The 26258-nt window shown below is 56.4% G+C and carries 25 protein-coding genes; 9 read left to right on the forward strand and 16 right to left on the reverse strand.

The window, feature by feature from the left end; all coding sequences use genetic code 11:
* Positions 1-2 precede the first annotated feature (2 nt).
* On the reverse strand, positions 3-797 hold the full coding sequence (locus C1Y42_RS11940) for a helix-turn-helix transcriptional regulator (RefSeq protein WP_058775117.1): 795 nt from the start codon (positions 795-797) through the stop codon (positions 3-5).
* Between the two features lie 111 nt (positions 798-908).
* Between C1Y42_RS11940 and C1Y42_RS11945 the strand changes: the two genes are divergently transcribed.
* A complete protein-coding gene (locus C1Y42_RS11945) occupies positions 909-1988 on the forward strand; it encodes a zinc-binding dehydrogenase (RefSeq protein WP_104093640.1) in 1080 nt (359 codons plus the stop codon).
* Between the two features lie 111 nt (positions 1989-2099).
* Here the strand turns inward: C1Y42_RS11945 and C1Y42_RS11950 are convergent, their stop codons facing one another.
* The 5 genes from C1Y42_RS11950 to C1Y42_RS11970 form a co-directional block, all read right to left on the reverse strand.
* Positions 2100-2327, reverse strand: coding sequence for a YgdI/YgdR family lipoprotein (locus C1Y42_RS11950; RefSeq protein WP_021508704.1), 228 nt, complete (start codon positions 2325-2327; stop codon positions 2100-2102).
* 22 nt (positions 2328-2349) lie between these two features.
* Positions 2350-2577 (reverse strand): YgdI/YgdR family lipoprotein, encoded by a 228-nt coding sequence (locus C1Y42_RS11955; RefSeq protein WP_021508703.1) that lies wholly within the window; start codon positions 2575-2577, stop codon positions 2350-2352.
* 187 nt (positions 2578-2764) lie between these two features.
* Positions 2765-3019 carry a biofilm development regulator YmgB/AriR family protein gene (locus C1Y42_RS11960; RefSeq protein WP_146068796.1) on the reverse strand — a complete coding sequence of 85 codons (255 nt, stop codon included), beginning with the start codon at positions 3017-3019 and terminating at the stop codon, positions 2765-2767.
* A gap of 18 nt (positions 3020-3037) precedes the next feature.
* Positions 3038-3241, reverse strand: a complete 204-nt coding sequence (locus tag C1Y42_RS11965; protein ID WP_021508701.1) for a hypothetical protein — start codon at positions 3239-3241, stop codon at positions 3038-3040.
* 143 nt (positions 3242-3384) lie between these two features.
* On the reverse strand, positions 3385-4002 hold the full coding sequence (locus tag C1Y42_RS11970; protein WP_104093538.1) for a TetR/AcrR family transcriptional regulator: 618 nt from the start codon (positions 4000-4002) through the stop codon (positions 3385-3387).
* A 188-nt stretch (positions 4003-4190) separates the two neighbouring features.
* Between C1Y42_RS11970 and C1Y42_RS11975 the strand changes: the two genes are divergently transcribed.
* On the forward strand, positions 4191-4919 hold the full coding sequence (locus tag C1Y42_RS11975; RefSeq protein WP_010615793.1) for a YoaK family protein: 729 nt from the start codon (positions 4191-4193) through the stop codon (positions 4917-4919).
* Between the two features lie 11 nt (positions 4920-4930).
* Positions 4931-5503: a pyridoxamine 5'-phosphate oxidase family protein gene (locus C1Y42_RS11980; RefSeq protein ID WP_104093539.1), complete on the forward strand. Its 573-nt coding sequence runs from the start codon at positions 4931-4933 to the stop codon at positions 5501-5503.
* 3 nt (positions 5504-5506) lie between these two features.
* Here the strand turns inward: C1Y42_RS11980 and C1Y42_RS11985 are convergent, their stop codons facing one another.
* From C1Y42_RS11985 to treZ, 5 genes are all read right to left on the reverse strand, one after another.
* The gene (locus tag C1Y42_RS11985; RefSeq protein WP_104093540.1) at positions 5507-6703 is read right to left on the reverse strand and encodes an MFS transporter; all 1197 of its coding nucleotides are present in this window, start codon (positions 6701-6703) and stop codon (positions 5507-5509) included.
* 187 nt (positions 6704-6890) lie between these two features.
* Positions 6891-8534, reverse strand: coding sequence for a methyl-accepting chemotaxis protein (locus C1Y42_RS11990; RefSeq protein WP_104093541.1), 1644 nt, complete (start codon positions 8532-8534; stop codon positions 6891-6893).
* Positions 8535-8885: 351 nt separating this feature from the next.
* Positions 8886-10961, reverse strand: coding sequence for a glycogen debranching protein GlgX (gene glgX, locus C1Y42_RS11995; RefSeq protein ID WP_104093542.1), 2076 nt, complete (start codon positions 10959-10961; stop codon positions 8886-8888).
* Positions 10962-11020: 59 nt separating this feature from the next.
* Complete coding sequence (gene treY, locus C1Y42_RS12000) at positions 11021-13516, reverse strand: malto-oligosyltrehalose synthase (RefSeq protein WP_104093543.1); 2496 nt, start codon at positions 13514-13516, stop codon at positions 11021-11023.
* Entirely contained in the window at positions 13513-15297 is a 1785-nt protein-coding gene (gene treZ, locus C1Y42_RS12005; RefSeq protein WP_104093544.1) for a malto-oligosyltrehalose trehalohydrolase, read from the reverse strand. Before treZ ends, treY begins: the two co-directional genes overlap by 4 nt.
* Positions 15298-15625: 328 nt before the next feature.
* On the opposite strand from treZ, the gene C1Y42_RS12010 reads away from it, so the two are divergent.
* Positions 15626-15835, forward strand: coding sequence for a CsbD family protein (locus C1Y42_RS12010; protein WP_021509571.1), 210 nt, complete (start codon positions 15626-15628; stop codon positions 15833-15835).
* Positions 15836-16060: 225 nt separating this feature from the next.
* Here C1Y42_RS12010 and C1Y42_RS12015 read toward each other — a convergent pair whose 3' ends face one another.
* The 3 genes from C1Y42_RS12015 to C1Y42_RS12025 all read right to left on the reverse strand — a co-directional run bounded on the left by C1Y42_RS12015 (position 16061) and on the right by C1Y42_RS12025 (position 19937).
* Positions 16061-17344 (reverse strand): MFS transporter, encoded by a 1284-nt coding sequence (locus C1Y42_RS12015; protein ID WP_104093545.1) that lies wholly within the window; start codon positions 17342-17344, stop codon positions 16061-16063.
* A 135-nt stretch (positions 17345-17479) separates the two neighbouring features.
* Positions 17480-18913 (reverse strand): glycine betaine/L-proline transporter ProP, encoded by a 1434-nt coding sequence (gene proP / locus C1Y42_RS12020; protein ID WP_031280122.1) that lies wholly within the window; start codon positions 18911-18913, stop codon positions 17480-17482.
* A gap of 484 nt (positions 18914-19397) precedes the next feature.
* Positions 19398-19937, reverse strand: coding sequence for a nuclear transport factor 2 family protein (locus C1Y42_RS12025; RefSeq protein ID WP_104093546.1), 540 nt, complete (start codon positions 19935-19937; stop codon positions 19398-19400).
* 120 nt (positions 19938-20057) lie between these two features.
* Here C1Y42_RS12025 and C1Y42_RS12030 point away from each other — a divergent pair, with 120 nt between their 5' ends.
* The 4 genes from C1Y42_RS12030 (at position 20058) to C1Y42_RS12045 (ending at position 24521) form a co-directional block, all read left to right on the forward strand.
* Positions 20058-20951, forward strand: coding sequence for a LysR family transcriptional regulator (locus tag C1Y42_RS12030; protein ID WP_104093547.1), 894 nt, complete (start codon positions 20058-20060; stop codon positions 20949-20951).
* Positions 20952-21181: 230 nt separating this feature from the next.
* Entirely contained in the window at positions 21182-22501 is a 1320-nt protein-coding gene (locus C1Y42_RS12035; protein WP_058775106.1) for an MFS transporter, read from the forward strand.
* A gap of 1 nt (position 22502) precedes the next feature.
* Positions 22503-23696, forward strand: coding sequence for an enolase C-terminal domain-like protein (locus C1Y42_RS12040; RefSeq protein ID WP_058775105.1), 1194 nt, complete (start codon positions 22503-22505; stop codon positions 23694-23696).
* A gap of 126 nt (positions 23697-23822) precedes the next feature.
* The gene (locus C1Y42_RS12045; RefSeq protein WP_104093548.1) at positions 23823-24521 is read left to right on the forward strand and encodes a GntR family transcriptional regulator; all 699 of its coding nucleotides are present in this window, start codon (positions 23823-23825) and stop codon (positions 24519-24521) included.
* A gap of 39 nt (positions 24522-24560) precedes the next feature.
* Here C1Y42_RS12045 and C1Y42_RS12050 read toward each other — a convergent pair whose 3' ends face one another.
* Entirely contained in the window at positions 24561-25136 is a 576-nt protein-coding gene (locus C1Y42_RS12050; protein WP_021509563.1) for a TetR/AcrR family transcriptional regulator, read from the reverse strand.
* An 88-nt stretch (positions 25137-25224) separates the two neighbouring features.
* On the opposite strand from C1Y42_RS12050, the gene bdcA reads away from it, so the two are divergent.
* The gene (gene bdcA / locus C1Y42_RS12055; protein WP_104093549.1) at positions 25225-25938 is read left to right on the forward strand and encodes an SDR family oxidoreductase; all 714 of its coding nucleotides are present in this window, start codon (positions 25225-25227) and stop codon (positions 25936-25938) included.
* A 2-nt stretch (positions 25939-25940) separates the two neighbouring features.
* Here the strand turns inward: bdcA and C1Y42_RS12060 are convergent, their stop codons facing one another.
* Positions 25941-26186, reverse strand: coding sequence for a hypothetical protein (locus C1Y42_RS12060; RefSeq protein WP_021509561.1), 246 nt, complete (start codon positions 26184-26186; stop codon positions 25941-25943).
* Positions 26187-26258: the final 72 nt, after the last annotated feature.

Raw genomic sequence — 26258 nt, forward strand, 5'->3', positions numbered from 1 at the left:
TGTCATATAACCTTGCTGCCCGATGCAGATAACAGCGGGACATAAATTGCCAGCTTGAGTGCAGGGGAGTCATTTGACGTAAACGTTGAATAGCAGAATGTCCGCGTTATCCCGTCCTTCCCTGTGAGTTTTTTCTCTCCGGACACCGGCGCCGTTATCACATGCTCGCTCCACCATGTATCAAACTCCGGGCATTCACGGCTTAAGCGTTCTACCAGCGCAGTGAAGGTCTCATTGTCTGCATTTCGTGAATAACTGGAATGAAACAGGCCGAGCATTCTCTGTGCCTCTGCAGGCCAGGTGTCGCCAAAAAGGTATCTGGCCTCCTCTGTAGTGAACATGAAAACCATGATATTTCGCTCATTTGCAGCCAACAGGCTGAAGTCCGTGATGACCTGTTCTGCTGCAGAATTCCACACCAATACATCCCATCTGTCATTGGTGACGTAGGCAGGCTCACTCAGCGCCCTGACAAGATGCGATAAGCTAGCCGGGACTTCATGTTCGATATCTGCACTTTTTTTCCGGCCTGTCAGTGTTTTCAGGTGCAGAAATTCTGCCTTGTTCAGCTGCAGAGCTTTACCCAGGGCGTTAACTATCCGCTCGGAAAGCGTGCTGACCCGTCCCTGTTCGATTTTGGTATACCATTCCGTACTTATTCCCAGCATCGCCGCAACTTCCTCACGCCTTAACCCGGGCGTTCGCCGTCTTTCTGGCACGGCAGAGGAGGGGCGCTCAGGCTTCACCCTGGCACGTCGTGAACGTAAAAACTGACTGAGCTCAGTATTCTTAACCATTTTTTGAACCTGGTAGTAAATTATACCTGTATAAAACTAGTGTATTTTACGCCGTTTTTGGTCGCCCTATGATGGTTTCATATTGTTCTATGCCCTCAGGAGAATATGACCATGAAAGCTGCTGTGCTTACTGCCTTTGGCCACCCGCTAGACGTTAAGAATGTGCCTGCACCGGTGATGGGAACCGGGGAAGTCATTGTCGATGTGGTTGCGGCGCCCGTTCTCTCCTACACGAATGAAGTACTGAGTGGGGAAAGAAAATATCTTTTACCTGTGCCGGTCATCCCGGGCTGTGGTGCCATCGGAAAGGTTCGCCAGACCGGCCCTGACTCAGCCTGGCTGAAACCAGGAGACTGGGTATTCTGCGATCCGACGGTGCGTTCCCGTGACAACGCGCTGTCGCCAGAAATTGTCCTTCAGGGATGGAGTGCCCGTGGTGAAGGAGGACAAAAAATCCAGCAATATCACCTGAATGGCAGTCTTGCTGAACAAATACGCATTCCGACTGAAAACGCAGTGCCCATTGGCGACATATCGCCTGCAGAAGCGGGGCGGTGGTGTGCCATCAATACGCTGCTTATAGCCTATGGCGGATTGTTATCTATGGATTTGAAAGCGGGAGAGCGCCTGCTGGTCAGTGGCGCAACCGGTAATTTCGGCAGTTCCGCTGTGCTTGCTGCGCTGGCAATGGGAGCCCATAAAGTCATCGCACCGGGCCGTAGTGAACGGGTGCTGAACGATTTGAAAAAACGTTTTGGATCGCGTGTGGAAACAGTAAAGCTCACAGGTACAGCAGAGATCGATATTGCTGCCATGAAGCATATGGCCGGGGGACCCATTGATGCGGTCCTTGATTTCCTTCCGCCGTCTGCGCAGGCCTCTGTCGCCCGGAATGCGATTATGTCAGTCAGACCTTATGGTCGTGCAGTCCTTATGGGCGGTGTTGGCATGCTGGGTGGGGACGATCTTTCGCTACCTTATCCCTGGATAATGCGTAACCTCATTACCGTAAAAGGGCAGTGGATGTATGAACCTTCGGCAGTCCCTACGCTCTGCGGCCTTATACGCGCGGGACTGCTTGATCTGAGCCACTATGACGTAACCGAGTTTCCGCTTGAGAGAGTGAATGATTCAGTCGCGCATGCTGCGAAAAACAGCGGGCCGTTTAAACTCACCGTCGTGCGTCCCTGACCAAAGGCGCCGCGATGGACCGGATGGCTCACCTACGACGGCCCTGCGTATGGGTTCAATCACAAAATTCTGGCACAAAAAAGCCCGCTGCGCGGGCTTGATAAGAACCGATTAATGCGGAATCTCAGAGACCTCTTTGACATCCGCTTTGTTGATCTGCTGTTTGACACCATTGGCATCAACGTAGCCCAGCAGTCCGCTTTCCGCTTCCTGCGGTTTACCATCGCTGACAATGGTACGGCCATCATTGGTATGAATGGCGTAGCTGGTACGGGTACAGCCGGTCAGGGCGCTCAGTGCCACAATGGCTGCCAGTGGTAACAAAATCACTTTTTTCATGTCGCTCTCCCTATCGAGTAGATCAGTTGTTCAGTTCACTCATATTGGTGATCTGGTCACGGTTAATCTGTTCTGTTTTACCGGTTTGCGCATCTTTATAAGAGACCAGGCCAGTATCACTATCCACCTGTGGCTTACCATCGGTGACGATAGTGCGTCCGTCGGTGGTTTTAATCGCCTGATTCGATGAACAGCCGGCGATGGCAAAAATCGATGTCAATAACACAGCCGCTACAGTCAGTTTCTTCATAGTAATTTCCCTGATTGGTCTGAAGTCCAGCTATAAGCGTAGAACAAAATCCGGATTCTGGTCTGACCTGACTCGCTTTCTTTGCACAATTAATGCGGTTTAGCGTGCAATTGATGAGGAGGAAATTACCAGGCGCGGCTAATGTGTTTCGCCGCGTATATTGGGAAGGCAGGCTAGCGTTGCGATATTACTCAGCGGCCAGGCGACCAAGCAGCAGAGAAAAAATAGCATCGTAATGCGTTTTTAATATCACATCGTCGCACTGGTCGAGACGTGCTATTAGCGCGACAAACAGGGTTTTTCGGTTCAGCAACTTGCCGCTACACAAAATTTCCTGCACCAGCGTGCCAAGTAACTCATGCTGCTTTGCCTGCAGCGATCCACCAGTCCATGGTAATGCATCTTCAGAATTAGTATGAAAAGGATCGTATCGCATCATCATTACCCTGATAGCAGTGCGTTAATTCAGCTTTTTGGCCAGCAGCCTGATCGCATTATCGCAGGCCTGCTGGATGGCCGGATTCTCCGAGCGCAAGCCCGTGCGATACAGCGCGCCAATTATTTGCTGAACAGATAAGGTTTCACCCGGTTGTACAATCTGTGTGACGACTTTGCCCAATAAAAGATAGATCTCATCGGCATCTTCTAATTCATCGTGCTTCACTCAACCCCCGGAACAAATAAACATAAATCTAAGTAATATGTTACTGACTGATAAATATTATTAAGCGCGCGATTCCAGGGTTTAAAAAGTTATCGCGGCGAATATTAATTAGGAAACGCCTATTTCCTAATAGGCCGGACGAATCAGTCCAGAATGCTGAGCACCATATTAATGGTTTCTTTGCCATTAGTCACATCCTGAATTTTGCCTACCACGCGCATACCAAATGCCACGCAAAGCAGCAGTCCGGCAGCGGTGTCGGCATCCAGTCGTGGCGAAATCGATCCGTCCTCTTGTCCCTGTTCAACCAGTGAAGTCAGGAAGTTGCGGTTGCGCAGTACCGCTTCACGTACCAGCTGGGATAACTCTTCGTCCAGCGTTTGCAGTTCCACGGTACTGCCAACCACCAGGCAGCCGCGTCTGCCCTCGATCTCGCTGGCTGAGTCGAGATAAAACTGCAACAGCTCAGCAATGCGCGCCCGGCCGGTCGGGTACTGTTGCAAACGGGCGCGCAGGTCCATGTTGCGCAGCAGGATGTAGCGCTCAAACACCCGCAGAAACAGGGAACGTTTATCCTGAAACGCTTTATAAATACTGCCCGCCGTCAGGTTCATCGCTTCACCTAAATCGGCAATCGAGGCCGCATGAAAACCCTTCTGGCGAAACACGATCATGGCGCTGTCGAGCGCTTCGTCGATATCAAAATTGCGCGGTCTGCCGCGCTCTCTGGCAACCGGCGCCGGATTGGGTTTACTGGTCATAATGCGGGCTATTTAGAATGAATCGTTTCCAAATTATCCGGCTTATCGGTGACAGGGTCAAATCCTGCCCAAACGCCTGGCCCGGCGTGCACTGATCGACAGCGAACCGCGTTAATGTTCAGCCCTGCTAGTTGAGAATTTTTGACTGCCGGAGGATGATAAACCTTTTGCCGGGCCGGGACCTTTTCATGCTGATCTCCACTGAGGATACGCGCACTTTCAACACCGACATCCGCCTGGCGGCGACGCTGGCCGCCGTGGCGGGCGCACTGAACACTGCGGCGTTCGAAACGGTTGGTTTCTTCTCCGCCAACATGACCGGTAACGTCTCATCCCTGTCCGATCATCTGGCGAAAGCCAATCTGCATATCGGGCTGTTCTTCCTGCTGATTGTGCTGTTATTCATCGCCGGTTCGTCGGTTTCCACGCTGATCATCAATTCCGGCCGCAGGCGGCAGATACGCGGCATCTACGCCATCAATATTCTGCTGGAGGGCATAGCGTTGCTGGTACTGGGGATTGTCGAAAGCGGCTTTCATTTCAGCGAGGGCGGCGTGTTACTGATTCTCAGCCTGAGCTTTCTGATGGGCCTGCAAAATGCGGTGGTAACGCGCATCTCCAATGCCCGCGTGCGCACGACGCACGTTTCCGGCACGTCAACCGATATCGGCATTGAGCTGGCGATGCTGTTCGACGTGCTGCGTCGCAAAGAGTCACCAAAAGACGCGCCGCTGTACATTGAGCGGCTAAAACTGCATTGCTACACCGTGCTGGCGTTTCTCGCTGGCGGCGTGCTGGGCATTCTGCTGCTGCAGTGGCTAAGCTACGCGCTGCTGATCGTCATTGGGTTACTGCTCAGCGCGCTGGCGCTGTCGGCGCTGAAACGTGCGGGCAGCAATCCGCTTCACGCCCGCTAAGGAAGGGAATCATGATCTCGCTCGACGACCGCCTGCAAGCCATCTGGCAGCTGCTTAGCACAGCCACCACATCGCGTTCGGCTTTCACCCTGATGCAGCTGGCAACGGTGACCGCTGACGGCCAGCCCAGCCTGCGCACCGTGGTGATACGGCAGTTTTTGCCCGCGCTGCCGGCCCTGCGTTTTACCGCCGATCGGCGCAGCGCCAAAATGCAGGATATTGCAGCCCAGCCGCAGGTGGCGTTACTGGCTTATGATGCCGCCAGGCGCGTTCAGCTCAGGCTGGCGGGCACGGCTCAGCGCGTTGACGATGCACAACAGCGTGCCGCAGCCTGGCATGCATTGCGCCCGCATTCACACGCGTTGTTTCAGTCACCGGTCAGGCCGGGTAGCGTGATTACTCATCCTGATGACGCACTGCCTGCCAGCGCGCAAAAAGCGGGCACCGGATCCGACGAGCACTTCGCGCTGGTGCAGATCACCTTGCATAGCGTGGAGTGGCTGGATGTCAGCCGCGAGCCCCATCAGCGCGCGCGATTCGAGGCCACTGCGGCGGGATGGCAGGGCAGCTGGCGCGTGCCCTGAGATTTATTGTTCCGCCGGTGTTTTTGCCTGACGCGGGCGGCCAGCCGCACCTGCGCACACCAGCGCCAGCAATACCATGATCAGTACCGGCAGCATCGCCATGCGCAATCCGGCATGTTCGCCGATAAAGCCCAGTCCGGGCGGGCCGACCAGAAACGCCAGATAGCCCAGCGTGGCGGCAATCGTGACGCGCACCGCGCTGTTATGACCATCGCCCGCCGCCGAGACCGTTAGCGGGAAGCCGAGCGACGCGCCGACGCCCCAGAACAGCACGGCCGCCGCCGCCAGCCATGGGTTATCGGAGAAAATCACCATCGTCAGCCCCAGCGCGGCGGAGAAAGCGCTGGCGCGCAGTACCCAGACACGACCCAGACGATCAACCACCAGCCCACCGAGAAAGCGCCCCAGCGTCATGCCAGCGGTGAAGCCCGCGTAGACCAGCGTGCTTTGGGTATGATTGAGGTTATGACCGTCGATCATCAGTAACGGCAGCCAGTCGTTAGCTGAGCCTTCCGCCAGCGCCATCGCCAGAATCACCACGCCGAGCACCAGCAGCTGGCGGTCACGCAGTTCACGTCCTACCTGGGCCAGAAAGCCGCCGTGATGCGGCTGTTCACTGCGTTCGCTGTCGCTGGTGGCGGGCAGATGGCGCAGCGCCAGGGCGGCAATCAGCAGGTTTACCAGCAGCACCACGCTAAAGTGCCAGTGGGTGCTGATATCGGCTGCGGTCATGGCCAGACCCGCCAGTGCGCCGATCAGCGTGCCGAAACTGAAGAAGCCGTGAATGATTGTCATGATTGACTTGCCGATGCGCCGCTCAAACGCTGCCCCTTCGACATTGACCACCACATCCATCAGCGCGGTTCCGCCGCCCAGCAACACCAGACTGGTAAACACCAGCCCGCTACTGGCGAGCGTTAACGCGACGGTCATCAGCACCAGGCCACCGAGCAGGATCAGGTAACCCGAGCGCATCACCCGGCTGGTGCCAAAGTGCGCGACCAGCTTACCGGCCAGCAGCACGCCCAGCATGGAGCCACAGGAGAAGCCAAACAGAATCAGGCCCATCATTTCCGTCGAGGCGTGCAGCACATCGCGCATAAAGGGGGTGCGGCTAACCCAGGAAGCCCAGGTAAAGCCAGGAATAAACATCAGGCCAAAGATGGCCCATTTACCGCGTGTCTGTTGCTGAGGGTGCATAAGATTCCTTTAGGGAGCGGCGGGCATGCGGAGGTGAAACGCTTTCGTTGCTGACGACCGTTAGCATGGTTCACAGAATAGCAGTTTTGCTGGCGCTCGTTGAGGCAATGTCGCTCGCGCCCGCGCGCCGGGGGAATTCGTCAGTGGGAGAAAGCCCCTCCGCGCGACGACGCGGAGGGCAACGGGATCAGAAACTCTGCCAGTCGGCATCGCTGGCCAGTGCCAGGCGTCCCGGCTGTGGCGCTTTATGGCTCGCCGGCGCCGGCTTGATGACCGGCGTTGCGCCGGATTCCGCCAGCACGAAGCGGGTCACCAGCTGGTTGAGCGTCTGGGCCTGTTCCTGCAGCGATTGCGACGCGGCTGAGGCCTGTTCCACCAGCGCGGCGTTCTGCTGCGTCACATCATCCATCTGATTCACCGCCTGCTGCACCTGGCTGATGCCCTGACTCTGCTCAACCGCGGCCGCGGCGATTTCGCTCATCAGTTCGCTGACCTGATGGATAGCGTCATTCATTACCTGCATATTGCTGCTGACGTCGCTGGCCTGGGCGGCCCCGGCTTCGGTCAGTCGATGCGACTCTTCAATCAGTCCCTTAATTTCGCGTGCGGCCGAGGTTGAGCGCTGCGACAGGCTGCGTACTTCACCCGCCACCACCGCAAAGCCCTTGCCGTGCTCACCGGCGCGTGCCGCTTCGACTGCCGCGTTGAGCGCCAGAATATTGGTCTGGAAAGCGATACCTTCGATCATCGAAACAATGTCCGTGACCTTGCGCGAGCTGCCACGAATATCATCCATGGTCGAGAGCATGGTGCTGAGCGAGGTACCACTTTTTTCCGACAGCGCACTGGCGTTAGCCGCCAGCTGGCTGGCCTGGCGCGTGTTATCGGCGGTCTGACGTACGGTTTCACTCAGTTCAGTCATGCTGGCCGCGGTCTGCTCCAGCGAAGCAGCCTGCTGCTCGGTACGCGCAGAGAGGTCTTCGTTACCGGCGGCGATCTGCACCGATGCGCTGCCCACCGAATGTGACGCGCTGCGCACGGCACTCAGCGAACCGGCCACGCTGCGCATCAGCTGATTGAAAGAGTGCGCCATGGTGCCCACCTCATCGCGACGGCTTTCGTCGGCGCTGAGCGTCAGGTCGAGATTTTCACTGGCGCGCATCATAACTTTGCCGACATCGGACAGACTGCGACGAATGCGCAGCACGGTGAACAGGGCGAACAGGCCAAAAATAATCACTGTGGCTATCACGCCGGTAATGGTGGTCCACAGCACTTCATGGAAGGTGCTGAGGTTGGTGGCGCGTAACTCATCGCCGATAGAAATATTCAGCATCAGCTGCTGCTGGTAATTGGTGACCAGCTGGCGAATGGCGGCACCAATGCCGTTCTGCCCCTCGATCAGATCAAGGCTGATGGCGTTCTGATGCGCGCGCGAGGCAGTGAGAAACGCCGGCAGCCGCTCGCTCACGCGCTGAATATTGGCAAAGGCCAGCTCGGTCAGGCGCTTATCTTCGTCACTGGAGAGGTTGTGAGTCAGGTAGTAATCGGTGAGCGATTTCAGGCCGCCGATCTGTTTATCAATGTCCGCTTCGACGGCGGGCATGTTGCTGTCCTGCAACTGGGTCTGGTGTTTGTACAGCGTCAGCGCCAGCTGATTGCTGCGATCAATTAACGTGTTGAGGTCTTTGATCGAAGGGATGGCATTGGTTTGCACATATTCAAAGCGCTCCTGGAAGCCGGAAAGCAGTGAGATGGCGAGCACGGCTTGCAGAATGATGGCGCCAAACAGCATGGTAAAGGTCAGTAACAATCGTTGGGAGATGTTCATCTTATTATCCTTAATCTAAACGCACCCCGACGCCTGACGCGGCGGGTACAAGTGCAGATTAAAGAACATCGGCAGATTGTGGTTTTTAGTTAATGAAATTTTAGTGCCGGGTAGCAGAAGAGTCTGGCGGGTTAACAGTGGAGCCGGTCGCCGTGAACGGCGACCCTACGGTGCATGTCCCGTTATTTCCGTAGGGTGCGCATTCATGCGCACCTGGATACCGGGAGTGCATGTCCCGTTATTTCCGTAGGGTGCGCATTCATGCGCACCTGGAAACCGGGAGTGCATGTCCCGTTGTTTCTGTAGGGTGCGCATTCATGCGCACCTGGAAACCGGCACCTTGCGTTCCACTCACGGCCGGCGGAATAGCGCCAGGCTGCGGCCCTCCAGCTCGAAATCCTTCTCTTTGGTAATTACCAATCCCTTACTGGCGCTGTCGGAGGTGGTCAGCTCCAGCACCCAGCCGCCTTCACCAAACTGCGGGATGCGGAACGGCACATTGCCTTCAAACGGATTGAACAGCATCAGCACATCGTGCCAGATACCCTCTTCGGTTTGCAGGTCCGGACGCCCGATGTACACGCCGAGCGTCGAGCCCTCATCCCACTGTTCCGCCTGCTGGAAACCGCCGCCGGCGTTAAACCATTTAATCTCCATGCCGTCGCGCCAGCTTTCACGTCGCAGCAGCGGCTGCTGTGCGCGCAGTGCAATGATTTGACGGGTGAAATCGCGTAACGCATCAGCGGAAGCCGGCAGATCTTCCCAGTGCAGCCAGGAAATCTCGCTATCCTGACAATAGCCGTTGTTGTTGCCCATCTGGCTGCGGCCAAACTCATCGCCCGCCAGCAGCATCGGTGTGCCGTGAGAGAAAAACAGCGTGGCGAGGAAGTTACGCTTCTGCCGCTCGCGTACCGCGTTGATGCCTTCGTCGTCGGTGGGGCCTTCGGCACCGTAGTTGTATGAACGGTTATCGTTGTGGCCGTCGTTGTTATCTTCCCCGTTGGCATCGTTGTGCTTGTCGTTGTACGAGACCAGATCATTCAGCGTAAAGCCATCGTGCGCGGTGATGAAATTGACGCTGGCCCACGGGCGGCGGCCGCGTTGATCGTACAGATCGCCGGAACCAAGCAGGCGCGCGGCAAAGTCGGTTGAAACGTTGTCGCCTTTCCAGTACTCACGCACCGTGTCGCGATATTTGTCGTTCCACTCAGCCCAGCCGGGCGGGAAACCACCCACCTGGTAGCCACCAGGGCCGATGTCCCAGGGTTCGCCGATCAGCTTCAGCTTTGACAACACCGGATCCTGCGTCATGGCATCAAAGAAGCCGCCACGCTGATCGAACCCTTCCGGCTCGCGGCCGAGAATGGTGCCGAGGTCGAAGCGAAAACCGTCGATATGCATCGATTCTGCCCAGTAGCGCAGCGAATCCGTCACCAGCTGCAGCACGCGCGGATGGGAGGTATTCACCGTGTTGCCAGTGCCGGTATCGTTGATGTAATAACGGTGCTGATCCGGCAGCGTGCGGTAGTAGGAGAAGTTATCAATCCCTTTGAACGACAGCGTCGGCCCCAGTTCGTTGCCTTCCGCGGTGTGGTTATACACCACGTCGAGAATCACTTCGATGCCGGCATCGTGGAAAGCGCGCACCATGTCGCGAAAGCCCTGAATACCGCGCGGGCCAAAATAGCGGCTGGCAGGCGCGAAAAAGGCCAGCGAGTTATAGCCCCAGAAGTTTTTCAGTCCGCGATCCAGCAGATGCTGATCGTCCGGGAACCAGTGTACCGGCAGCAATTCCACTGACGTCACGCCGAGGCTTTTGATGTAGTCGACGGTGGATTTGTGGCTCATGCCGTCATAGGTGCCGCGCATCTCTGCCGGAATCGCCGGATTAAGCTGGGTGAAACCTTTGACGTGGGTTTCATAAATCACCGTACTGGACCACGGAATGCTGGGCCGGTTATGGTCCTGCCAGTCAAACTCATTAGTGTCAATCACCCGGCACTTGGGAGTAAACGGCGCGCTGTCACGGGTATCCAGCGTCAGATCTTTATCTTCGTGCAGTAAATCGTAAGCGAAGTGCGCTTCATTCCAGTCGATGTTGCCCTGCAACTCGCGGGCGTAGGGATCAATCAGTAATTTGCTCGGGTTAAAACGGTGACCGTTTTCCGGATCGAACGGTCCGTGAACGCGATAACCATACAGCGCGCCGGGTTTCAGCCCGGGCACGTAGCCGTGCCAGATTTCGTGGGTATATTCCGGCAGATCGAAGCGGGCAATTTCATGCTGACCGCTCTCATCGTACAGACAGAGTTCGACCCGTTCCGCGTGTGCTGAAAACAGCGCAAAATTTACGCCGTCCCCATCAAAGTTGGCGCCGAGCTGGTGCCCCGATCCAGCGGTGATTTCTAAAGGTTTACCGTTAGACATTCAATCCTCTCCATCCAGTGAATAGATAGTCATGTAAAACAACAGGTTTATCGGGGACACTACTGGCTAATCAGCACCAGCGGCGCGCTATAGCTCACATTGTCCAGCGTAACATCGTCATTAATCACTACGGTCTCGCCGGTCAGCACATTGCGATAGTGGCGATGCGCCAGCGATTCCGGCAGTGCCAGTCGGGTATGACTCCACTGTGCACCATTGAAAATCAGCCGTGGCGTAATCACCAGCAGCGCGTAGTCGCTGTCCTGACGGGCAAAGGCGATCACTTTTTCCGCATGTTCGCCCGATGCACTGAGCGGTTGATAATCACCAAAGCGGAACAACTGCGCATGGTCGCGGCGCAGATGCAGCAGGCGCGCTACCATCTGCTGCTTCAGGCGGCCGCTCAGCCAGTCCTGCTGGCTGGCGAAGTCCGGCGCGGCGTGGATATCCAGCTGCGCCGTCAGCTGAGCGAAATCCGGCTCGCGTCGGTTATCCGGATCGACCAGGCTGAAATCCAGCGCTTCGCAGCCCTGATAGATATCCGGCACGCCCGGCGCGGTCAGTTTGATCACCGTCTGGCTCAGGCTGTTAACCAGTCCGGCCCGGATGAACGGCTGCAGTGCGTGGCTGAAGTCCTGCAGAAACGCCGGATTGGTGGGTGACAGCAGCTGGCGGGCGTACTCCAGCACGGCATTTTCATAAGCTTCATTGCTGTCCGCCCAGTCGGTGCGTAACTTCGCTTCGCGCAGGGCTTTTTCCACAAACGGCAAAAAGCGATCGCGCAGCGCGTCCAATGCCGCCGTGTCCTCCGGCTGCAGCGTGGTGGGCCAGACGCCGGCCAGCGCCTGGTACAGCATCCACTCAACCGGCGGTTCGGGCGCCGGTCCATCCGCCAGCGCGACCACGTGCGGCTGATTCATCTGGCGCCAGCGCGTCACATTCTCCGCCCACAGCGCCGGCGCTTCACTCAGGGTATACAGCCGCGCGCGTGCATCCTCGCCGCGTTTGGTATCGTGCGTGGAGGTACCCGACAGCCCATCCGGCTGGTGCTGCAGGCGGGTTTGCATTTCGTGGTGAAAGCGTTCAAGCGAAAACGCATGCGGCAGCGGTTCGGCACCCACTTCGTTGATCGCCAGCGCCACGTGATTGCGGAAAAACAGCGTGTCTTCGACCGATTTCGCCATCAGCGGGCCGGTCAGCTGCTGGAAGCGGGCGCGGAATTCCGCCGCATCCTGCTCGCCCTGTTCAGTGATCGCCCCCAGCAGTAATGCCTGCAAAAAGCTCAGCGCCGCAGGCGAGGCGCTGTGTTTAACCTGCTCCAGCACCTGTAATAGCAACGCTTCGCCTTCCAGCGGCATACCGGCTTTCCGGCCGTAGGTGCGATACACCGGGAAGGCGATCAGCAGCTCGCGCAGCGCCACGTGCAGCTCAGCCTCACTGAAGTTGCGATGCACCAGATCGGCTGCCTCGGTAGCCAGCGCCAGCAGGCGGCTGAATTCCCCGGCAAAGTTACGATCGACCATCAGTTCACGTGCCGCACGCAGGCCAGCCGCCACGTCGTTACGTTCAGCGGATACCGCTTCATAGGCCAGATGCAGCATATCGATCTGATTATCATCAATCAGCGCATGCGACAGCGCGGCGATAAACTCGTAACCGGTGGTGCCGGACACCGGCCAGTCGGCGGGCAGTTGCTCACCGTCAGCGAGAATCTTCTCCACCGTGATATAACACGCGTCGCCCGCGGCCTGACGCAGCTGTTGCAGATAGCCGAGCGGATCGGCCAGCCCGTCAACGTGATCGACGCGCAGCCCGCTCACCACACCGCTGTGTACCAGTTCAAGAATCAGGCGATGCGAAGCCGCGAACACCTCTTCATCTTCGACGCGCACGCCGACCAGCCCGGTAATTTCAAAGAAGCGGCGGTAGGAGAGCGCGCTGCGCGCCTCACGCCAGTTCATTAGCTGCCACGGCTGTTGCGCATGCAGTTCCGCGATGGCCGCGCGATCGCGCAGCGCCAGCACCTCGTCTTTACGCTGCTGCCAGCTGGCGGGCGTCAGCGGGTAGTAACTGTCGTAATAGACCAGCGCCGGATTGCCGCTGTGCGGATCGGCCTTGATGCTGAGTTCATCATTGGCCAGCACGCGGTCAAAATCATCGCCAAGGAACGGCAGCGTCAGCCTGCGTGACCAGTCGATATCAAAGTAGCGCGCGTAGCGGCTGGCTTCCCCGTGTTCAATCACATCGCGCCACCAGGCATTTTCCAGCGACGCCGCCATGTGGTTAGGCACAATATCGAGGATCAGGCCAATCCCGGCCTGCTGCAGCGCCGCGCTGAGGCGGTCAAAACCGGCGCGTCCGCCAATTGCCGGGTCAATCTCATTGGCGTCGGTGACGTCATAGCCGTGCGTCGAGTCGCGGGTGGCGGTAAAGATCGGCGAGGCGTAAAGATGGCTGATACCCAGCTGCTGCAGATAGGGCACCAGCTGCGCCGCGCGGTCAAACGTCATGCCGTTACGGAACTGGATACGGTAAGTCGCGGTTGGAATGCTCATTGCGCTGCTCCTTTTGCCAGACGCACGATGAGGGAGTGCTGCGGCAGCTCGCCGCTTTCCTGTGGCCACGCAAAGAGCGTCTCGCCGGGCATAGCGGGCAGCGGCTGGCTCTGCTGTCCAATATTCAGCGCCAGCGACAGCTGGCCCTGCGGGAACTGCCAGCTGATGGCGACAAAGCCTGGTGCGGTGCGCAGCACCTGGCCGTTATGCCTGCGGGCATCCGCCAGCAGCGGCACGATGTGCTGCTGGCGCAACGCCAGCAGCTGGCGCGTAAGCGTCAGCCACGCCTGTCCTGCGGGATTTTCCACTTTGCTCCAGTCCAGTTTCGAACGCGTGAAGGTCTCTTCAGCATTGGGATCCGGTACCGTATCGTCATGACCGGCGTGACCGGTAAATTCGCGCGCACGTCCTTCGCGCACCGCTTTCGCAAGATCGCCGTGGAAATCGGTAAAGAACAGGAACGGGTTGGTTTCACCGTACTCTTCGCCCATAAACAGCAGCGGAATATGCGGTGACAACAGCAGGGTGGCGAGCAGCACTTTGCTGCGATCGGTACCGGCCAGGCTAATCAGGCGTTCGCCCTGGGCGCGATTGCCCACCTGATCGTGGTTCTGGATGAAGTCGACAAACGCCACCGGCGGCTGGCCTGCGCTGGGTACGCCGCGCCGCTGGCCGCTCTGTGGCGACAGCTCGCCCTGATAAGCAAAGCCCTCGGTGAGAATGCGCGTGATTAATTTCTCCGGTACGTCGGCGAAATCCTGGTAATACGCGTGCGTCTCGCCGGTGGCAAAGACATGAATGGCATTATGAAAATCGTCGTTCCATTCACCGCTGAACAGTGGCGCGTTACCGTCCGCATCGCGCGGATGCAGGAAGATCACGTTGCGGCTGTCTTCGGTGGTGAGATGGATCGGGCGAGAGTGGATTTCGCTGCGAATGCGTTCGGCAATCTCAATCAGCACATGCTTGCTGGACGTGTCCTCAATCTGGTCGATGGCATCGAAGCGCAGGCCGTCGAGGTTAAACTCCTTCAGCCAGTAGAGCGGCGCTTCGACGATATAACGCCGCGCGGCATCGACATCGTAAGCAATCCCGGCGCCCCACGGCGTCATGCGCTCTTCGTGGAAAAAGGCCGGCGCCAGTAGCGGCAGGTAATTGCCTTCCGGACCAAAGTGGTTGAGCACAATATCCAGCACCACCGACAGTCCCAATGCGTGCGCGGCATCGACAAAGGCTTTGAAATCATCCGGTGAGCCATACGCCGAGTGCGGCGCATACAGCAGAACGCCGTCATAGCCCCAGCCGCGCGCGCCGCCAAACTGCGATACCGGCAGCACTTCGATCATGGTGATACCGAGGTCAGCCAGCGCGGGGAGTTTTGCGATAGCCGCGCGGAAGGTGCCTTCGGCGGTGAAGGTGCCGATGTGCAGCTCGTAGACCACCGTTTCGTGCCACGGCCGTCCCTGCCAGTCACGCTGCTGCCAGTCGTAATGGTGAGGGTCGATAACCAGAGAAGGGCCGTTGACATCGGCGCGTTGTGCCCGCGCGGCCGGATCGGGCACCGTGCTGCCATCGGCCAGCTCGTAGTGATATGCGCTGCCGTGACCAGGCCCGCGCAGCGTCAGGCTGAACCAGCCATCCTGCTGCGGCTGCATGGCATGCTGCTGACCATCGGCGTGAAGGGTAATTTGCTGCTGACCGGGTGCCCAAAGGCGAAACCGCACGCTGCCGTCAGCAAGGATTTCAGCACCCCAGGATTTTTCCAACGTTGTGGATTCCATTCTATTGCCTCGTTAAGCCCCGCACGGGGAATGGACGACATCAAGCGATTCGCGTTCCTTAAAACCATTTACTCTCTGAATACAAAAGACTAAATGCCCTGGTAGCAAACGGGTACGCAGATAAATCACTGAGTACCCTGAAAAATCATAGCCTATATTTTCAGATTTAATTCCCGCTGCGCTTTAAACAGTACCGTTACGTAAATTTTCCGATTTGTTCGCTTAAGCACCTTTTAATCTCAGTCATAGGCTACGCTTATCTCTGCGTAGTTAACCGCTGCGCGAAATAATGCCAGGCGGCACTGTCACCTAAATGAGGAGAACACTGATGAACGAAGATCGTATCAGCGGAAACTGGAAGCAGTTCAAAGGAAAAGTGAAAGAGAAATGGGGCCAGCTTACAGATGACGATTTAGACGTAGCCGAAGGGAAACGCGATCAATTAGTCGGCCGCATACAGGAGCGCTACGGCTACGGTAAAGATCAGGCAGAGAAAGAAGTCAAAGAGTGGGAAGATAGTAATAAATTTAACTGGTAGTGTTGGTTATCCCCGGTACACTGATGTGCCGGGGTTTTGTTATTTATAATGGCACTGTTTTTGAGCTGGATAAAATATCAGGCATGTCTTGATTTATTTTCTATGTTATTTTAGACATATATATGCCTATGTATTCATCACTCCTGTAAAAAAAATCTTTCGGCCCCTGTAGGGTCGCCATTGATGGCGACCAATGATAGGTGCTTACCTGCACAAACGCTTTTCTCAAAGGGGTCTGCGGTGATCGTCCTTATTGAGCGAAAGCAGCGCGATAAAACTCACTACGGCGGTGGCCATCACATACCAGGCGGGAATGTCGGCATTGCCGGTTTGCTTCATCAGGCCGGTAATGATCAGACCTGCGCAGCCGGAAAACAGCGCGTTGGAGAGCGAATAGGCCAGCCCCAGCCCGGTGTAACGCACGCGGGTCGGGAACATCTCGGCCAGCATCGCCGGTCCCGGTCCGGCCAGCATGCCCACCAGCGCACCGGCGATAAACACCACCAGCGCTTTGATCGCCATACCGCTCTCCGGATGCTGCAGCACTTTCAGCAGCGGGAAAGCCAGCACTAGCAGCAAAAACGTCGCCAGCAGCATTAATGTGCGGCGGCCATAGCGATCGCTGAGTATGCCGGCCGGCAGGATGGTGGCGGCAAAGCCGAGGTTCGAGATCACCGCAATCAGCAGCGCCTGGTTGAAGCCGGTGTGCAGCGCGGCCTGCAGATAGGTAGGCATGATCACCAGGTAGGTATAACCGGCGGCCGACCATACCATTAACCGCCCAATGCCCAGCCCGATAGCGCGCAGCGTGACACCCAGCGATGCCTGCTGTTGTGGTGCCGCCGGTGTCTGGCGGAACTGCGGTGATTCGTCGAGTCCGCTGCGCAGCCACAGCGCCACTGCGCCGAGCGGCAGCGCCAGCAGGAAGGGAATGCGCCAGCCCCAGGCGTTCATGGCGGCGTCTCCCAACAGCAGCGGCAGTACTGCCACCACGCCCGCGCCCGCCAGCAGTCCGAGCGCCACCGTCAGCGACTGCCACGCGCCATAAAATCCGCGCTTGCCGGGCGGCGCCGATTCGGTCATCAGCGAGACCGCGCCGCCGTATTCTCCGCCGGCAAACAGTCCCTGTAAAATGCGTAGCAGTGTAATCAGCAGCGGCGCAGCCACGCCAATGCTGGCATAAACCGGGACCAGACCGATGGCGACGGTGGCCAGCGTCATCAATACCAGCACCGCGATCAGCACCGGTTTACGGCCATAGCGATCGCCCAGGCGGCCAAACAGCACCGCCCCTAACGGGCGAAAAAAGAACGCCACCGCAAAGGCCGCATAGGTGAGGATCAGGCTGGTGAGGGCGCTTTCTCCTTCCAGCTGGAAGAAATGTTTAGCGATTAGCGTGGCCATGAAACCGTATACGGCGAATTCATACCACTCGATAAAATTGCCGACGGATCCGGCAATCAGTACGCGTTTTTGATTAACGGCGGGAGCCACGGCAGATGACATCATTATCCCTTAATGAGTAAAAAACAGTCAGAGAGGGGCAGTCTACCGCAGCCCGGGGCGATTATCTGAGTTATAAGTCTGACGCAGGGCACAAAAAAGGTGCGCATTGAGCGCACCTGATGTGAATATCAGCGAGGATTATGCTGGCTGCTGTTTTTTACGGCTGCGCTGTTTACGCAGTTTATCAATCAGTTTATGCGCTTCGGCTTTGGTCGCCACCGCAGGGGATGAACCTTTCAGTGGCTTACGTGCTGTCTCACTCAGCGTTAATACTGTTAACAAACCAATCACGCCGGCACCCATCATGTAATACGCTGGCATCATGGTGTTGTGCGTGGTGTCGACCAGCCATGCGGTAATTAACGGTGTGGTGCCACCGAACAGCGAGACTGACAAATTAAAGCCGATAGCCAGCGCACTGTAACGAATGTCGGTGACAAACAGTGCCGGTAATGTCGCTGGCATGGTGCCGCTAAAGCAGGTATGCAAGAGGCCCAGCACGGCCAGACCGGCAAATACCCATAGCATGTTGCCAGAACCAATCAGCATGAACGCCGGGATCGCCAGCACTAATAATCCCAGCGCGCCGAAACCAATCACCGGTTTACGGCCGATGCGGTCGGTAAAATGGCCCCACATTAAGGTCAGCGGCATCATGATAAACATCACCACCATTACCAGCAGCAGACCGGATATTTCGCTCAGCCCCAGAATGCCGGTTAAATAACTTGGCATGTAGGCGGTCAGCATATAATTAGACACGTTAAACAGCAGCACCAGGCCAATACACTTCAATAGCGGCTTGCTCTGCGTGCGCAGCATTTGCCACAGCGTGAGCTGCGGCTTGTTATGTTCGGCCTCTTCACGCTTATCCATGTGCTCTTTAAACGCGGGTGTCTCTTCCAGCTTCAGGCGGATATACAGGCCAAACAGCCCCAGCGGCGCGGCCAGGAAGAACGGAATGCGCCAGCCCCAGTCCATCATCGCCTGATGCGGCAGCAGCGCAATCATACCGGTCACCAGGCTGGCGCCCAGCAGATAACCGGCCAGCGTACCAAACTCCAGGAAGCTGCCCATAAAACCGCGGCGTTTGTCGGTGGAGTATTCCGCAATAAAGGTGGCGGCACCGCCATATTCACCGCCGGTGGAAAAGCCCTGCACCAGACGCGCCAGCAACAGCAGGATCGGCGCGGCAATACCGATACTGGCATAGCTGGGAATCAGGCCAATACAGAAGGTGCCAATCGACATCATAATCATGGTAAAGGCCAGCACTTTCTGCCGGCCAAAGCGATCGCCGAGTGGACCAAATACCATGCCGCCAATCGGGCGCACTAAAAACGCGGCCGCAAAAGTACCAAACGACGCAATAAGCTGCGCGGTATTACTGGCGTCCGGGAAAAATACCTGGCCGATAATCACGGCAAGGTAACTATAAACGCCGAAATCAAACCACTCCATGGTATTACCCAGCGCTGCTGCGCTGACGGCGCGTTTCAATAATTTGTTGTCAATGACGGTAATATCGTCAACGGTCAAATCAGGTTTATTGGTCATCGTTCCGGTGCTCATAAACTCCCCATGAGTAAAATTGGAGCGATCTTATAGCTTTCGCAGCCGGCACTTCACAAAGGGAAATGAAAGCTATAAGAGGCTGAAAGGCGGTCACCTTAGGAAATATTTTATCTTTACGCAAGTTTGCGACATATATCCTTGCAATTAAGCGTAGCGTTAGAGTATGAGACTGTCAAAAGGCGCAGCGGCTGAAATAACCCATTATGCTGATGCTTAAAGCTAATAGCATTCTGCACATGATATTCTTTGGTGAGGCGATGATTTATAGGGAAATATGCTGCATTGCTACAGGATAAGAATGTCGGCTTTGATAAATTTCACAGGTTACAGGCAAGTACATCATCAAAGGATTTGGCTGAAAGGAATAGCCAGACCGTTGCCATGCTGGACACCAACCTGCGCCGCCAGTCTCGTAGCGTATTGTCATTGATGACTTAGCTGCATATCGTGGTCTGGCTCAATGACTGTCTTGTCGCATTAATTATCGTGATTGCCGGCTGAATACATCTTTCAGCCCCTGGGAAAGCAATGCGCGTGATAAACCGCTACCGTCCACCGGAATCAACGTCCTGCGATGAATTTTCCATTGATCCGCAATGCGTTTCAACTCCCAGCGATTCACTACAACGCGATGTATGCGATACCCAGGAGAGCTGCCGTGATTGGCCAGCATGCGTGATTCGCCTTTATCATCCAGATAAATTAACTGTAAATAAGAGGTGACTACCGCGCTGTCTTCGCGCAGATCAATCAAGGGTAATCCGGTAAAATGCGCTAATCCGCTAGCCAGTGCTTCCTCATGCTCAGGCCGCGAAATAAAGGCGGCTATCGCCTCTGCACCCTCCGCGCCATCAAGATGAGGGCCGCGATTGAATTCACTCTTCTCCAGATAAACCGATAATGTATATTCCGCCATTGCAGTATCTGCGCTGGGAGGATGTGACGCAATCAATTCATAAATAGCCAGTTTGTCTTCGATAATTTGTAATCTCTGGGCTAATTCAAGGTTTTCCTGCAGCATAAAGTGCTCCTGATATTATTTATTAATTATGATTTGAGTGATTATAACGAGATACTTACAGGCGTGAAGTTCCTGTATCTTAATGGTGTGTTAAGTGGCAATTAATAAAGGACATCAATAATGATTAACAGCGCGGAGTATCTGGCTTTACGGGCTTTCGTCGTGGTTGCTCAGCAACTGAATTTCAGAGCCGCTGCGGAAATATTAGGGGTATCTGCGTCAGCCGTCAGTCAGCAAATCACCGCGCTGGAAGCACAACTCGGGCAACGTTTGCTGAACCGGACCACCCGGGCGGTATATCTTACCGATGATGGCAAGTCCCTGTTTCTTCAGACTGCACCCATTATGAATAACCTGCATGAGACCCTGCAGCAGGCACACGCCAGAAGCCAGGATATTAAGGGGCTGATTCGCGTTCATGCTTTTCGATCGGGTGCTGAAATGTTTATTGATCACAATATTGCCGGGTTTCTTACTGATTATCCCAACGTGCAGTTGGATATCACAACCAGCGATGCGCCGGTCGATCTGAGCCGCGGCGGCTATGATTTATCACTGCGCTTAGGCGAGGTGCTGGAACCGGGATTTGTTGCTATTCCATTAGGCAAGCCGCTCCATCAGATTGTGGTCGCTGCGCCAGCATATCTGGCAAAGCATGGTGCGGTTGAAGTCCCGGAAGATCTGATCAATCACAATTGCATCGGCTGGCGCTGGCCGGGAAGTAGCAGGGTAGAGCCCTGGCAGTTCTTAAATGAGGGGAAAATTTTTGATATTCCCGTGCACGGAAATCTGGTGGTAGACGATCGCGAAAGGCAGCGGCAGGCCGCTATTGCTGGCGCAGGTATTGCCCAGTTAACGGCGGAACGGGTCAGTGCATTGCTGGCCTCCGGCAAGCTTTGTCGCCTTCTGCAACCCTGGGAGATGGAATTCCCGGGTTATTCACTTTGCTGGATAGCGGGTAAAGCCATGTCACCTGCCATGCGCGCGTTTATACAATGGCTTCGCATAAAATAACCCTGCCCGGAGTGTGCCAGCGCACTCTGTTCACTTCGATTAATCACCACGTTTTTAGCTCATCATCGCCCGGCTCGCCCCTCTTATAAACGTTTACCAGCGGCTTCACGCTGAAACGTTTCATATCTCATTTCCGTACTCAGCCCATTGAAGAGTGTTCAGCGGATGTATACAACAGAACTTGTATACAAGTGCATTTTTTATCCATGTCACCAACACCGGGAAAGACCATGCAAAGTACAGATACTGAAATTGAAAAGCGGGTGATCCGTAAACTGTCGTGGCGACTGATTCCGCTCCTGATTGGCTGCTACGTGATTGCGGTGATCGATCGCGCCAATATCGGCGTGGCCGCCCTCACCATGAATGCCGATCTCGGCATCAGCGCCGCCAGTTTTGGCCTCGCCGCCGGTCTGTTTTTCCTGCCTTACGCCATCCTCGAACTGCCCTCCAATCTGCTGATGGAAAGGGTGGGCGCGCGCTGGTGGATCGCCCGCATTATGGTGACCTGGGGCATCATCTCCGGTGCGCATATGTTTGTGTGGAGTGAAAACAGCCTCTATGTGATGCGCGCGCTGCTGGGTGCCGCTGAAGCCGGTTTCTTCCCCGGCATCGTGTTTTATCTCACCCTGTGGTTTCCGGTGGCGTGGCGCGGACGCATTATCGCCTCGTTTATGACCGGCATTCCGATTGCGCTGATTATCGGCACACCGGTTTCCAGCCTGTTGTTAGAACTGCACGGATGGCTGGGGCTGCGCGGCTGGCAGCTGATGTTTCTGCTGGAGGCCATTCCGGCGATTGTGCTGGGATTGATCGTCCCCTTTGCGTTGCCCGATCGGCCGAAAGATGCCCGCTTCCTCAGCGCAGATGAGCAGCACTGGCTGGTGACAACACTGGCTGCTGAGCGGCAAAAACTGCCTTCGCGCGGCCACGGCGGTCTGCTGAAAGCGCTTTTCAGCCCGCTGGTGTTGTTGTTCAGCCTCACCTATTACGGACTGGCGAACCTCAACGGCGCAGTGAGCACCTTCCTGCCGCTGATCATCAGCGAAACCGGCTTAAGTCATGTTCAGACCGGGTTCATCACCATCATCCCTTACGTATTTGGTCTGGCCGGCATGCTGGTGCTGGGACGTATAGCCGATCGTCCCGGGTCACGGCTGCTGGCCAATTATCTGGCGCTGATCTTCTCCTTTGTCGGGCTGTTATGCGTCGCGTGGTTCGATAACTCGCTGGTGAAAATGATGTTTTTGTGCTGTTCGGCATTTGGCTTTTTCGGCGCGATGCCGGTGTTCTGGGGATTGCCCGCGCAGTTTATCCCGGCATCCGTGGTGGCGGGCGGCCTCGCCCTGATCAATGCGCTGGGCAGTATTGCCAGTGTGGTGAATCCGTGGGTCATCGGCGTGATACGCGACCGCAGCGGCAGTTATAACGGCGGATTTTACTGGCTGGCGGCGATGGCGATGCTCTCGATCATTACCCTGAGCATCATCTTCCGTCGTCAGCGTTTACCGGCTTACCAGGCCAGCAATGAACAACGTGAGGGGCAGTAGTATGAAGATTATTGATGTCCGGTTACTTCAGGTGAAAGGCGTGATGCCGGGAGAGGGCGATTTCTGGGAGGAGCGTCTCGCGCGTCCCACCGATGTCTATGCGCAGTTTCGTACTGTGAATAATCATGACGGTGGCGTTCAGCTGGAAGATGGTTTTGCCATTACCACCGTGTTTCTTGAGATCGTTTCTGATGAGGGCGTGGACGGGCTGGCAGGGCCGGTGCCGCATGCCGTTGCATCAATCATTCATGGCCAGCTGCGACCGTTGTTGCTGGGTCAGGATCCGCGCGACACCGAGCGTTTGTGGGATCAGATGTACCGGGCGCAGATTCATGGGCGTCAGGGCGATGGCATGCTGGCGATCAGCGCGGTGGATTGTGCCTTGTGGGATTTGCGTGCCAAATGGATGCAGCAACCGGTCTTTCGCCTGCTGGGCGGTTCGCTACAGGAAGAAATACCGGCGTACGCATCGATGCTGGGTTTTGCGGTGCAGGATATGGCGCGGGTGCACGAGCGGGCGCTGGAGTATAAGGCGCTGGGATATCGCGGACAAAAATGGTTTTTCCGCCACGGCCCGATGAGCGGCAGGGAAGGGCTGAAGAAAAACATTGAACTGGCAAAAACGCTGCGCGAAGCCGTGGGGGATGATTACGATCTGATGTTTGATTGCTGGCAGTCGATGGATGTGACGTATCTGCTTGAACTGGCAAAGGGCATCGAGCCGTATCGCCCGCGCTGGCTGGAAGAGTGCGTAATGGCCGACAGAATCGGCAGTATGCAACGACTCAAAGACAAACTGTCCATCCCGATGGCGGGAGGCGAACATGAGTACACGCGCTGGGGCTTCAAACGCTTCTTTGATTCCGGGGCGCTGGATGTTATTCAGCCTGATATCTACTGGTGCGGTGGCCTTTCAGAAACGCTAAAAATTGCCGCTATCGCCACCCTGTACGATTTGCAGGTAATCCCGCACGGTCATTCCAGCATCGCAACGGCCCATTTCAGCACCACGCAATCGCCGATCCACACGCCTTATCAGGAGTATCTGGTGAAATGGAACGATATTCATCAGTACTTCCTGCGCGATCCGCTGGTGCCGCAAAACGGGTTAATCCCGGTACCGCAGGGACCCGGCATGGGCATGGCACTTAATCCAGCGCATATTCAGCAGCAGACATACTTGTTCACCCCATAACCCAACGCTCCCTCAAACAGGCCCGTTATTGTTTGGGGGATCTGTCTCTTGTATACTACAAAACACAGTGCCCACCGTCATTCTGACCCCCTAAATGCTCGCTGTTTAAAGGACGCTCGCCACGCTATGCCCGCCGATAAACTCATCATTGACTGGTCATCGAAAAACATCCTCCGCCCGCAGTCACTGAGCAGCATTCTGGCCGATCATATTCGTGACCTGATCGTGAACTGCCAGATTGCACCCGGTGCATTAATTTCCGAGAACGATATTGCCACCCAGCTTAACGTGAGCCGGACGCCGGTAAGAGCGGCGCTGCAAAAGCTGGAGATGGAGCGTCTGGTGCAGATTATCCCGCAGCGCGGCACTTTTGTGTTTTCGTTCAATGAGCGGGAGATGCGCGAAACCTGTGAGATGCGGCAGATTCTGGAATCAGGCGCATTAAAGCTGGCGCTGCGACACGATCGTCAGGCGCTGATCGCGCGCCTGAACGAACAGCTGGCGCGTGGACGCGATGCATTACAAAACGCGCCGGAGACCTACCGCGAAACCGATGCGGCGTTTCATATGGCACTGATTGAAGCCAGCCAGAATAGTGAGCTGGTCGGTTTTTACAAAACCAGCATCAACCGCATTCGTGCCTTTCTCAATCACCTGACGCGCACGCCGGATGAGTTTCAGGGTTCGCAAAACGATCATGAGGCGATTGTGGCGCGGTTAACTAATTACGAGGATGAACAGGCGCTGGAACTTCTGCACTGGCATCTTGGCGGCATTATGCGCATGTTCCAGCGGTCGGTGGCGGACACCGACTCAGCCAGTTAACCGGCATCACTTCGCAGTCAGAACATCGCTGAAAAGCGGTCACGCCTCAAGCGCTGCAACCACCGCCAGACCCGCCAGCTCCGCGCTGGCCAGCAGTTGCTCAACGCTGTGGCCCTGACGCGCTCTCGCAGAAAGTCCGGACATCACGGTACTGACAAAATCGGTCAGGCGCGGTGCGTCCTGTGGGTAGCGGGCCGCGATATAGCGCCGGATGGTATCCTCAGCGGCGCGATGAAACACCCTGGCCGCCTCACGCGCGTGCTGATCCTGACAGCGAATCCCTTCCAGCACCAGACAACCCGCACACACCTCATCCCGGGCATAATGCAGCGCCGCCGCTTTCAGTAATGCATCCAGGGCTTCGGCCACCGGGCGGTCGTCGCGCAGTATCTCAGCCAGAGGAATCGAGCCGGTAGCGGCGTAGCGATCGAGAACGCGGGCATACAATCCGGCCTTATTACCGAAGGCGCTGTAAAAGCTCGGCGGATTGATGCCCAGCGCGTCAGTGACATCGGCGACGCTGACGGCGTCATAACCTTTGGCATGAAATAACCCCTGCGCGACCGCTACGGCGTGTTCGGGGTCAAAGTTACGGGGACGACCAGGTGATTTCATATTTTATAGTGCTCGCTACAAAATCGCATTGACATTAATTCGGGCTCATTTTGTAATGCATACTAAGAAATCACACGTGGAGATGCAAATGAGCGTATTTAAAGATAAGCAGGTTCTGGTTCTGGGCGGCAGTCGCGGTATTGGTGCGGCTATTGTGCGTCGCTTTGCTGATGAGGGTGCCAGCGTGACCTTCACCTTCTCCGGTTCGCCCGAGGCCGCCGAAAAACTGGCGCACGAAACCGGTTCGGCTGCCGTTCATACCGACAGCTCAGAGCGCGATGCGGTGATTGCCACCGTGCGCGACAGTGGACCGTTGGATGTGCTGGTGGTTAATGCTGGCATCGCCCTGTTTGGCGATGCGCTGGAACAGGATCCGGACGCGGTCGATCGCCTGTTCCGCATTAACATTCACGCGCCGTATCATGCTGCGGTTGAAGCCGCCCGACAGATGCCAGCCGGCGGCCGCATCATCATCATCGGTTCGGTCAATGGCGACCGCATGCCGATTCCCGGTATGGCGTCTTATGCGCTAAGTAAATCCGCTTTACAGGGGCTGGCGCGCGGCCTGGCGCGGGGTTTCGGCCCGCGCGGCATCACTATCAACGTGGTGCAACCGGGCCCGATTGATACCGATGCCAATCCGGAAAATGGTCCGATGAAAGATCTGATGCACAGCTTCATGGCCATTAAACGCCATGGCCGTTCTGAAGAGGTGGCTGGCATGGTGGCGTGGCTGGCAGGACCCGAAGCCGGTTTCGTCACCGGCGCCATGCACACCATTGATGGGGCGTTTGGCGCATAACGTCAGTGTCTGAACAGGGCGCTGACCACCGCGCTGAATACCGAACCGGTGGCAAAAGCGTGTTCGGTCATGTGCTCTTCATGGCGAATATCAGCCAGCCGCCGCAGCGCCGCCTGTGCGCTGGCTGCATTAATTTCTTCATCCATCTTGCTGTAACCGTCCGCCATCAGCAACCGGGCACGTTCCACATCCGATCGTTCCAGCGTGGCGATAACCTGTTGTTTGCGGTAAAAAACGTAACCTGTCATAAGTGCGTCCTGTTGCCGTCATCGTGATTATGCCGGGAAGGCGATGGTTTAAATCAGCTCAACATCGCATCC

Source organism: Pantoea sp. ICBG 985, assembly GCF_002928365.1.
Lineage (GTDB): Bacteria > Pseudomonadota > Gammaproteobacteria > Enterobacterales > Enterobacteriaceae > Pantoea > Pantoea dispersa.

Coding starts and splice junctions, on each gene's coding strand:
- C1Y42_RS11940 (WP_058775117.1), bottom strand. CDS start 797: ATGGTTAAGAATACTGAGCTCAGTCAGTTTTTACGTTCACGACGTGCC.
- C1Y42_RS11945 (WP_104093640.1), top strand. CDS start 909: ATGAAAGCTGCTGTGCTTACTGCCTTTGGCCACCCGCTAGACGTTAAG.
- C1Y42_RS11950 (WP_021508704.1), bottom strand. CDS start 2,327: ATGAAAAAAGTGATTTTGTTACCACTGGCAGCCATTGTGGCACTGAGC.
- C1Y42_RS11955 (WP_021508703.1), bottom strand. CDS start 2,577: ATGAAGAAACTGACTGTAGCGGCTGTGTTATTGACATCGATTTTTGCC.
- C1Y42_RS11960 (WP_146068796.1), bottom strand. CDS start 3,019: ATGATGATGCGATACGATCCTTTTCATACTAATTCTGAAGATGCATTA.
- C1Y42_RS11970 (WP_104093538.1), bottom strand. CDS start 4,002: ATGACCAGTAAACCCAATCCGGCGCCGGTTGCCAGAGAGCGCGGCAGA.
- C1Y42_RS11975 (WP_010615793.1), top strand. CDS start 4,191: ATGCTGATCTCCACTGAGGATACGCGCACTTTCAACACCGACATCCGC.
- C1Y42_RS11980 (WP_104093539.1), top strand. CDS start 4,931: ATGATCTCGCTCGACGACCGCCTGCAAGCCATCTGGCAGCTGCTTAGC.
- C1Y42_RS11985 (WP_104093540.1), bottom strand. CDS start 6,703: ATGCACCCTCAGCAACAGACACGCGGTAAATGGGCCATCTTTGGCCTG.
- C1Y42_RS11990 (WP_104093541.1), bottom strand. CDS start 8,534: ATGAACATCTCCCAACGATTGTTACTGACCTTTACCATGCTGTTTGGC.
- glgX (WP_104093542.1), bottom strand. CDS start 10,961: ATGTCTAACGGTAAACCTTTAGAAATCACCGCTGGATCGGGGCACCAG.
- treY (WP_104093543.1), bottom strand. CDS start 13,516: ATGAGCATTCCAACCGCGACTTACCGTATCCAGTTCCGTAACGGCATG.
- treZ (WP_104093544.1), bottom strand. CDS start 15,297: ATGGAATCCACAACGTTGGAAAAATCCTGGGGTGCTGAAATCCTTGCT.
- C1Y42_RS12010 (WP_021509571.1), top strand. CDS start 15,626: ATGAACGAAGATCGTATCAGCGGAAACTGGAAGCAGTTCAAAGGAAAA.
- C1Y42_RS12015 (WP_104093545.1), bottom strand. CDS start 17,344: ATGATGTCATCTGCCGTGGCTCCCGCCGTTAATCAAAAACGCGTACTG.
- proP (WP_031280122.1), bottom strand. CDS start 18,913: ATGAGCACCGGAACGATGACCAATAAACCTGATTTGACCGTTGACGAT.
- C1Y42_RS12025 (WP_104093546.1), bottom strand. CDS start 19,937: ATGCTGCAGGAAAACCTTGAATTAGCCCAGAGATTACAAATTATCGAA.
- C1Y42_RS12030 (WP_104093547.1), top strand. CDS start 20,058: ATGATTAACAGCGCGGAGTATCTGGCTTTACGGGCTTTCGTCGTGGTT.
- C1Y42_RS12035 (WP_058775106.1), top strand. CDS start 21,182: ATGCAAAGTACAGATACTGAAATTGAAAAGCGGGTGATCCGTAAACTG.
- C1Y42_RS12040 (WP_058775105.1), top strand. CDS start 22,503: ATGAAGATTATTGATGTCCGGTTACTTCAGGTGAAAGGCGTGATGCCG.
- C1Y42_RS12045 (WP_104093548.1), top strand. CDS start 23,823: ATGCCCGCCGATAAACTCATCATTGACTGGTCATCGAAAAACATCCTC.
- C1Y42_RS12050 (WP_021509563.1), bottom strand. CDS start 25,136: ATGAAATCACCTGGTCGTCCCCGTAACTTTGACCCCGAACACGCCGTA.
- bdcA (WP_104093549.1), top strand. CDS start 25,225: ATGAGCGTATTTAAAGATAAGCAGGTTCTGGTTCTGGGCGGCAGTCGC.
- C1Y42_RS12060 (WP_021509561.1), bottom strand. CDS start 26,186: ATGACAGGTTACGTTTTTTACCGCAAACAACAGGTTATCGCCACGCTG.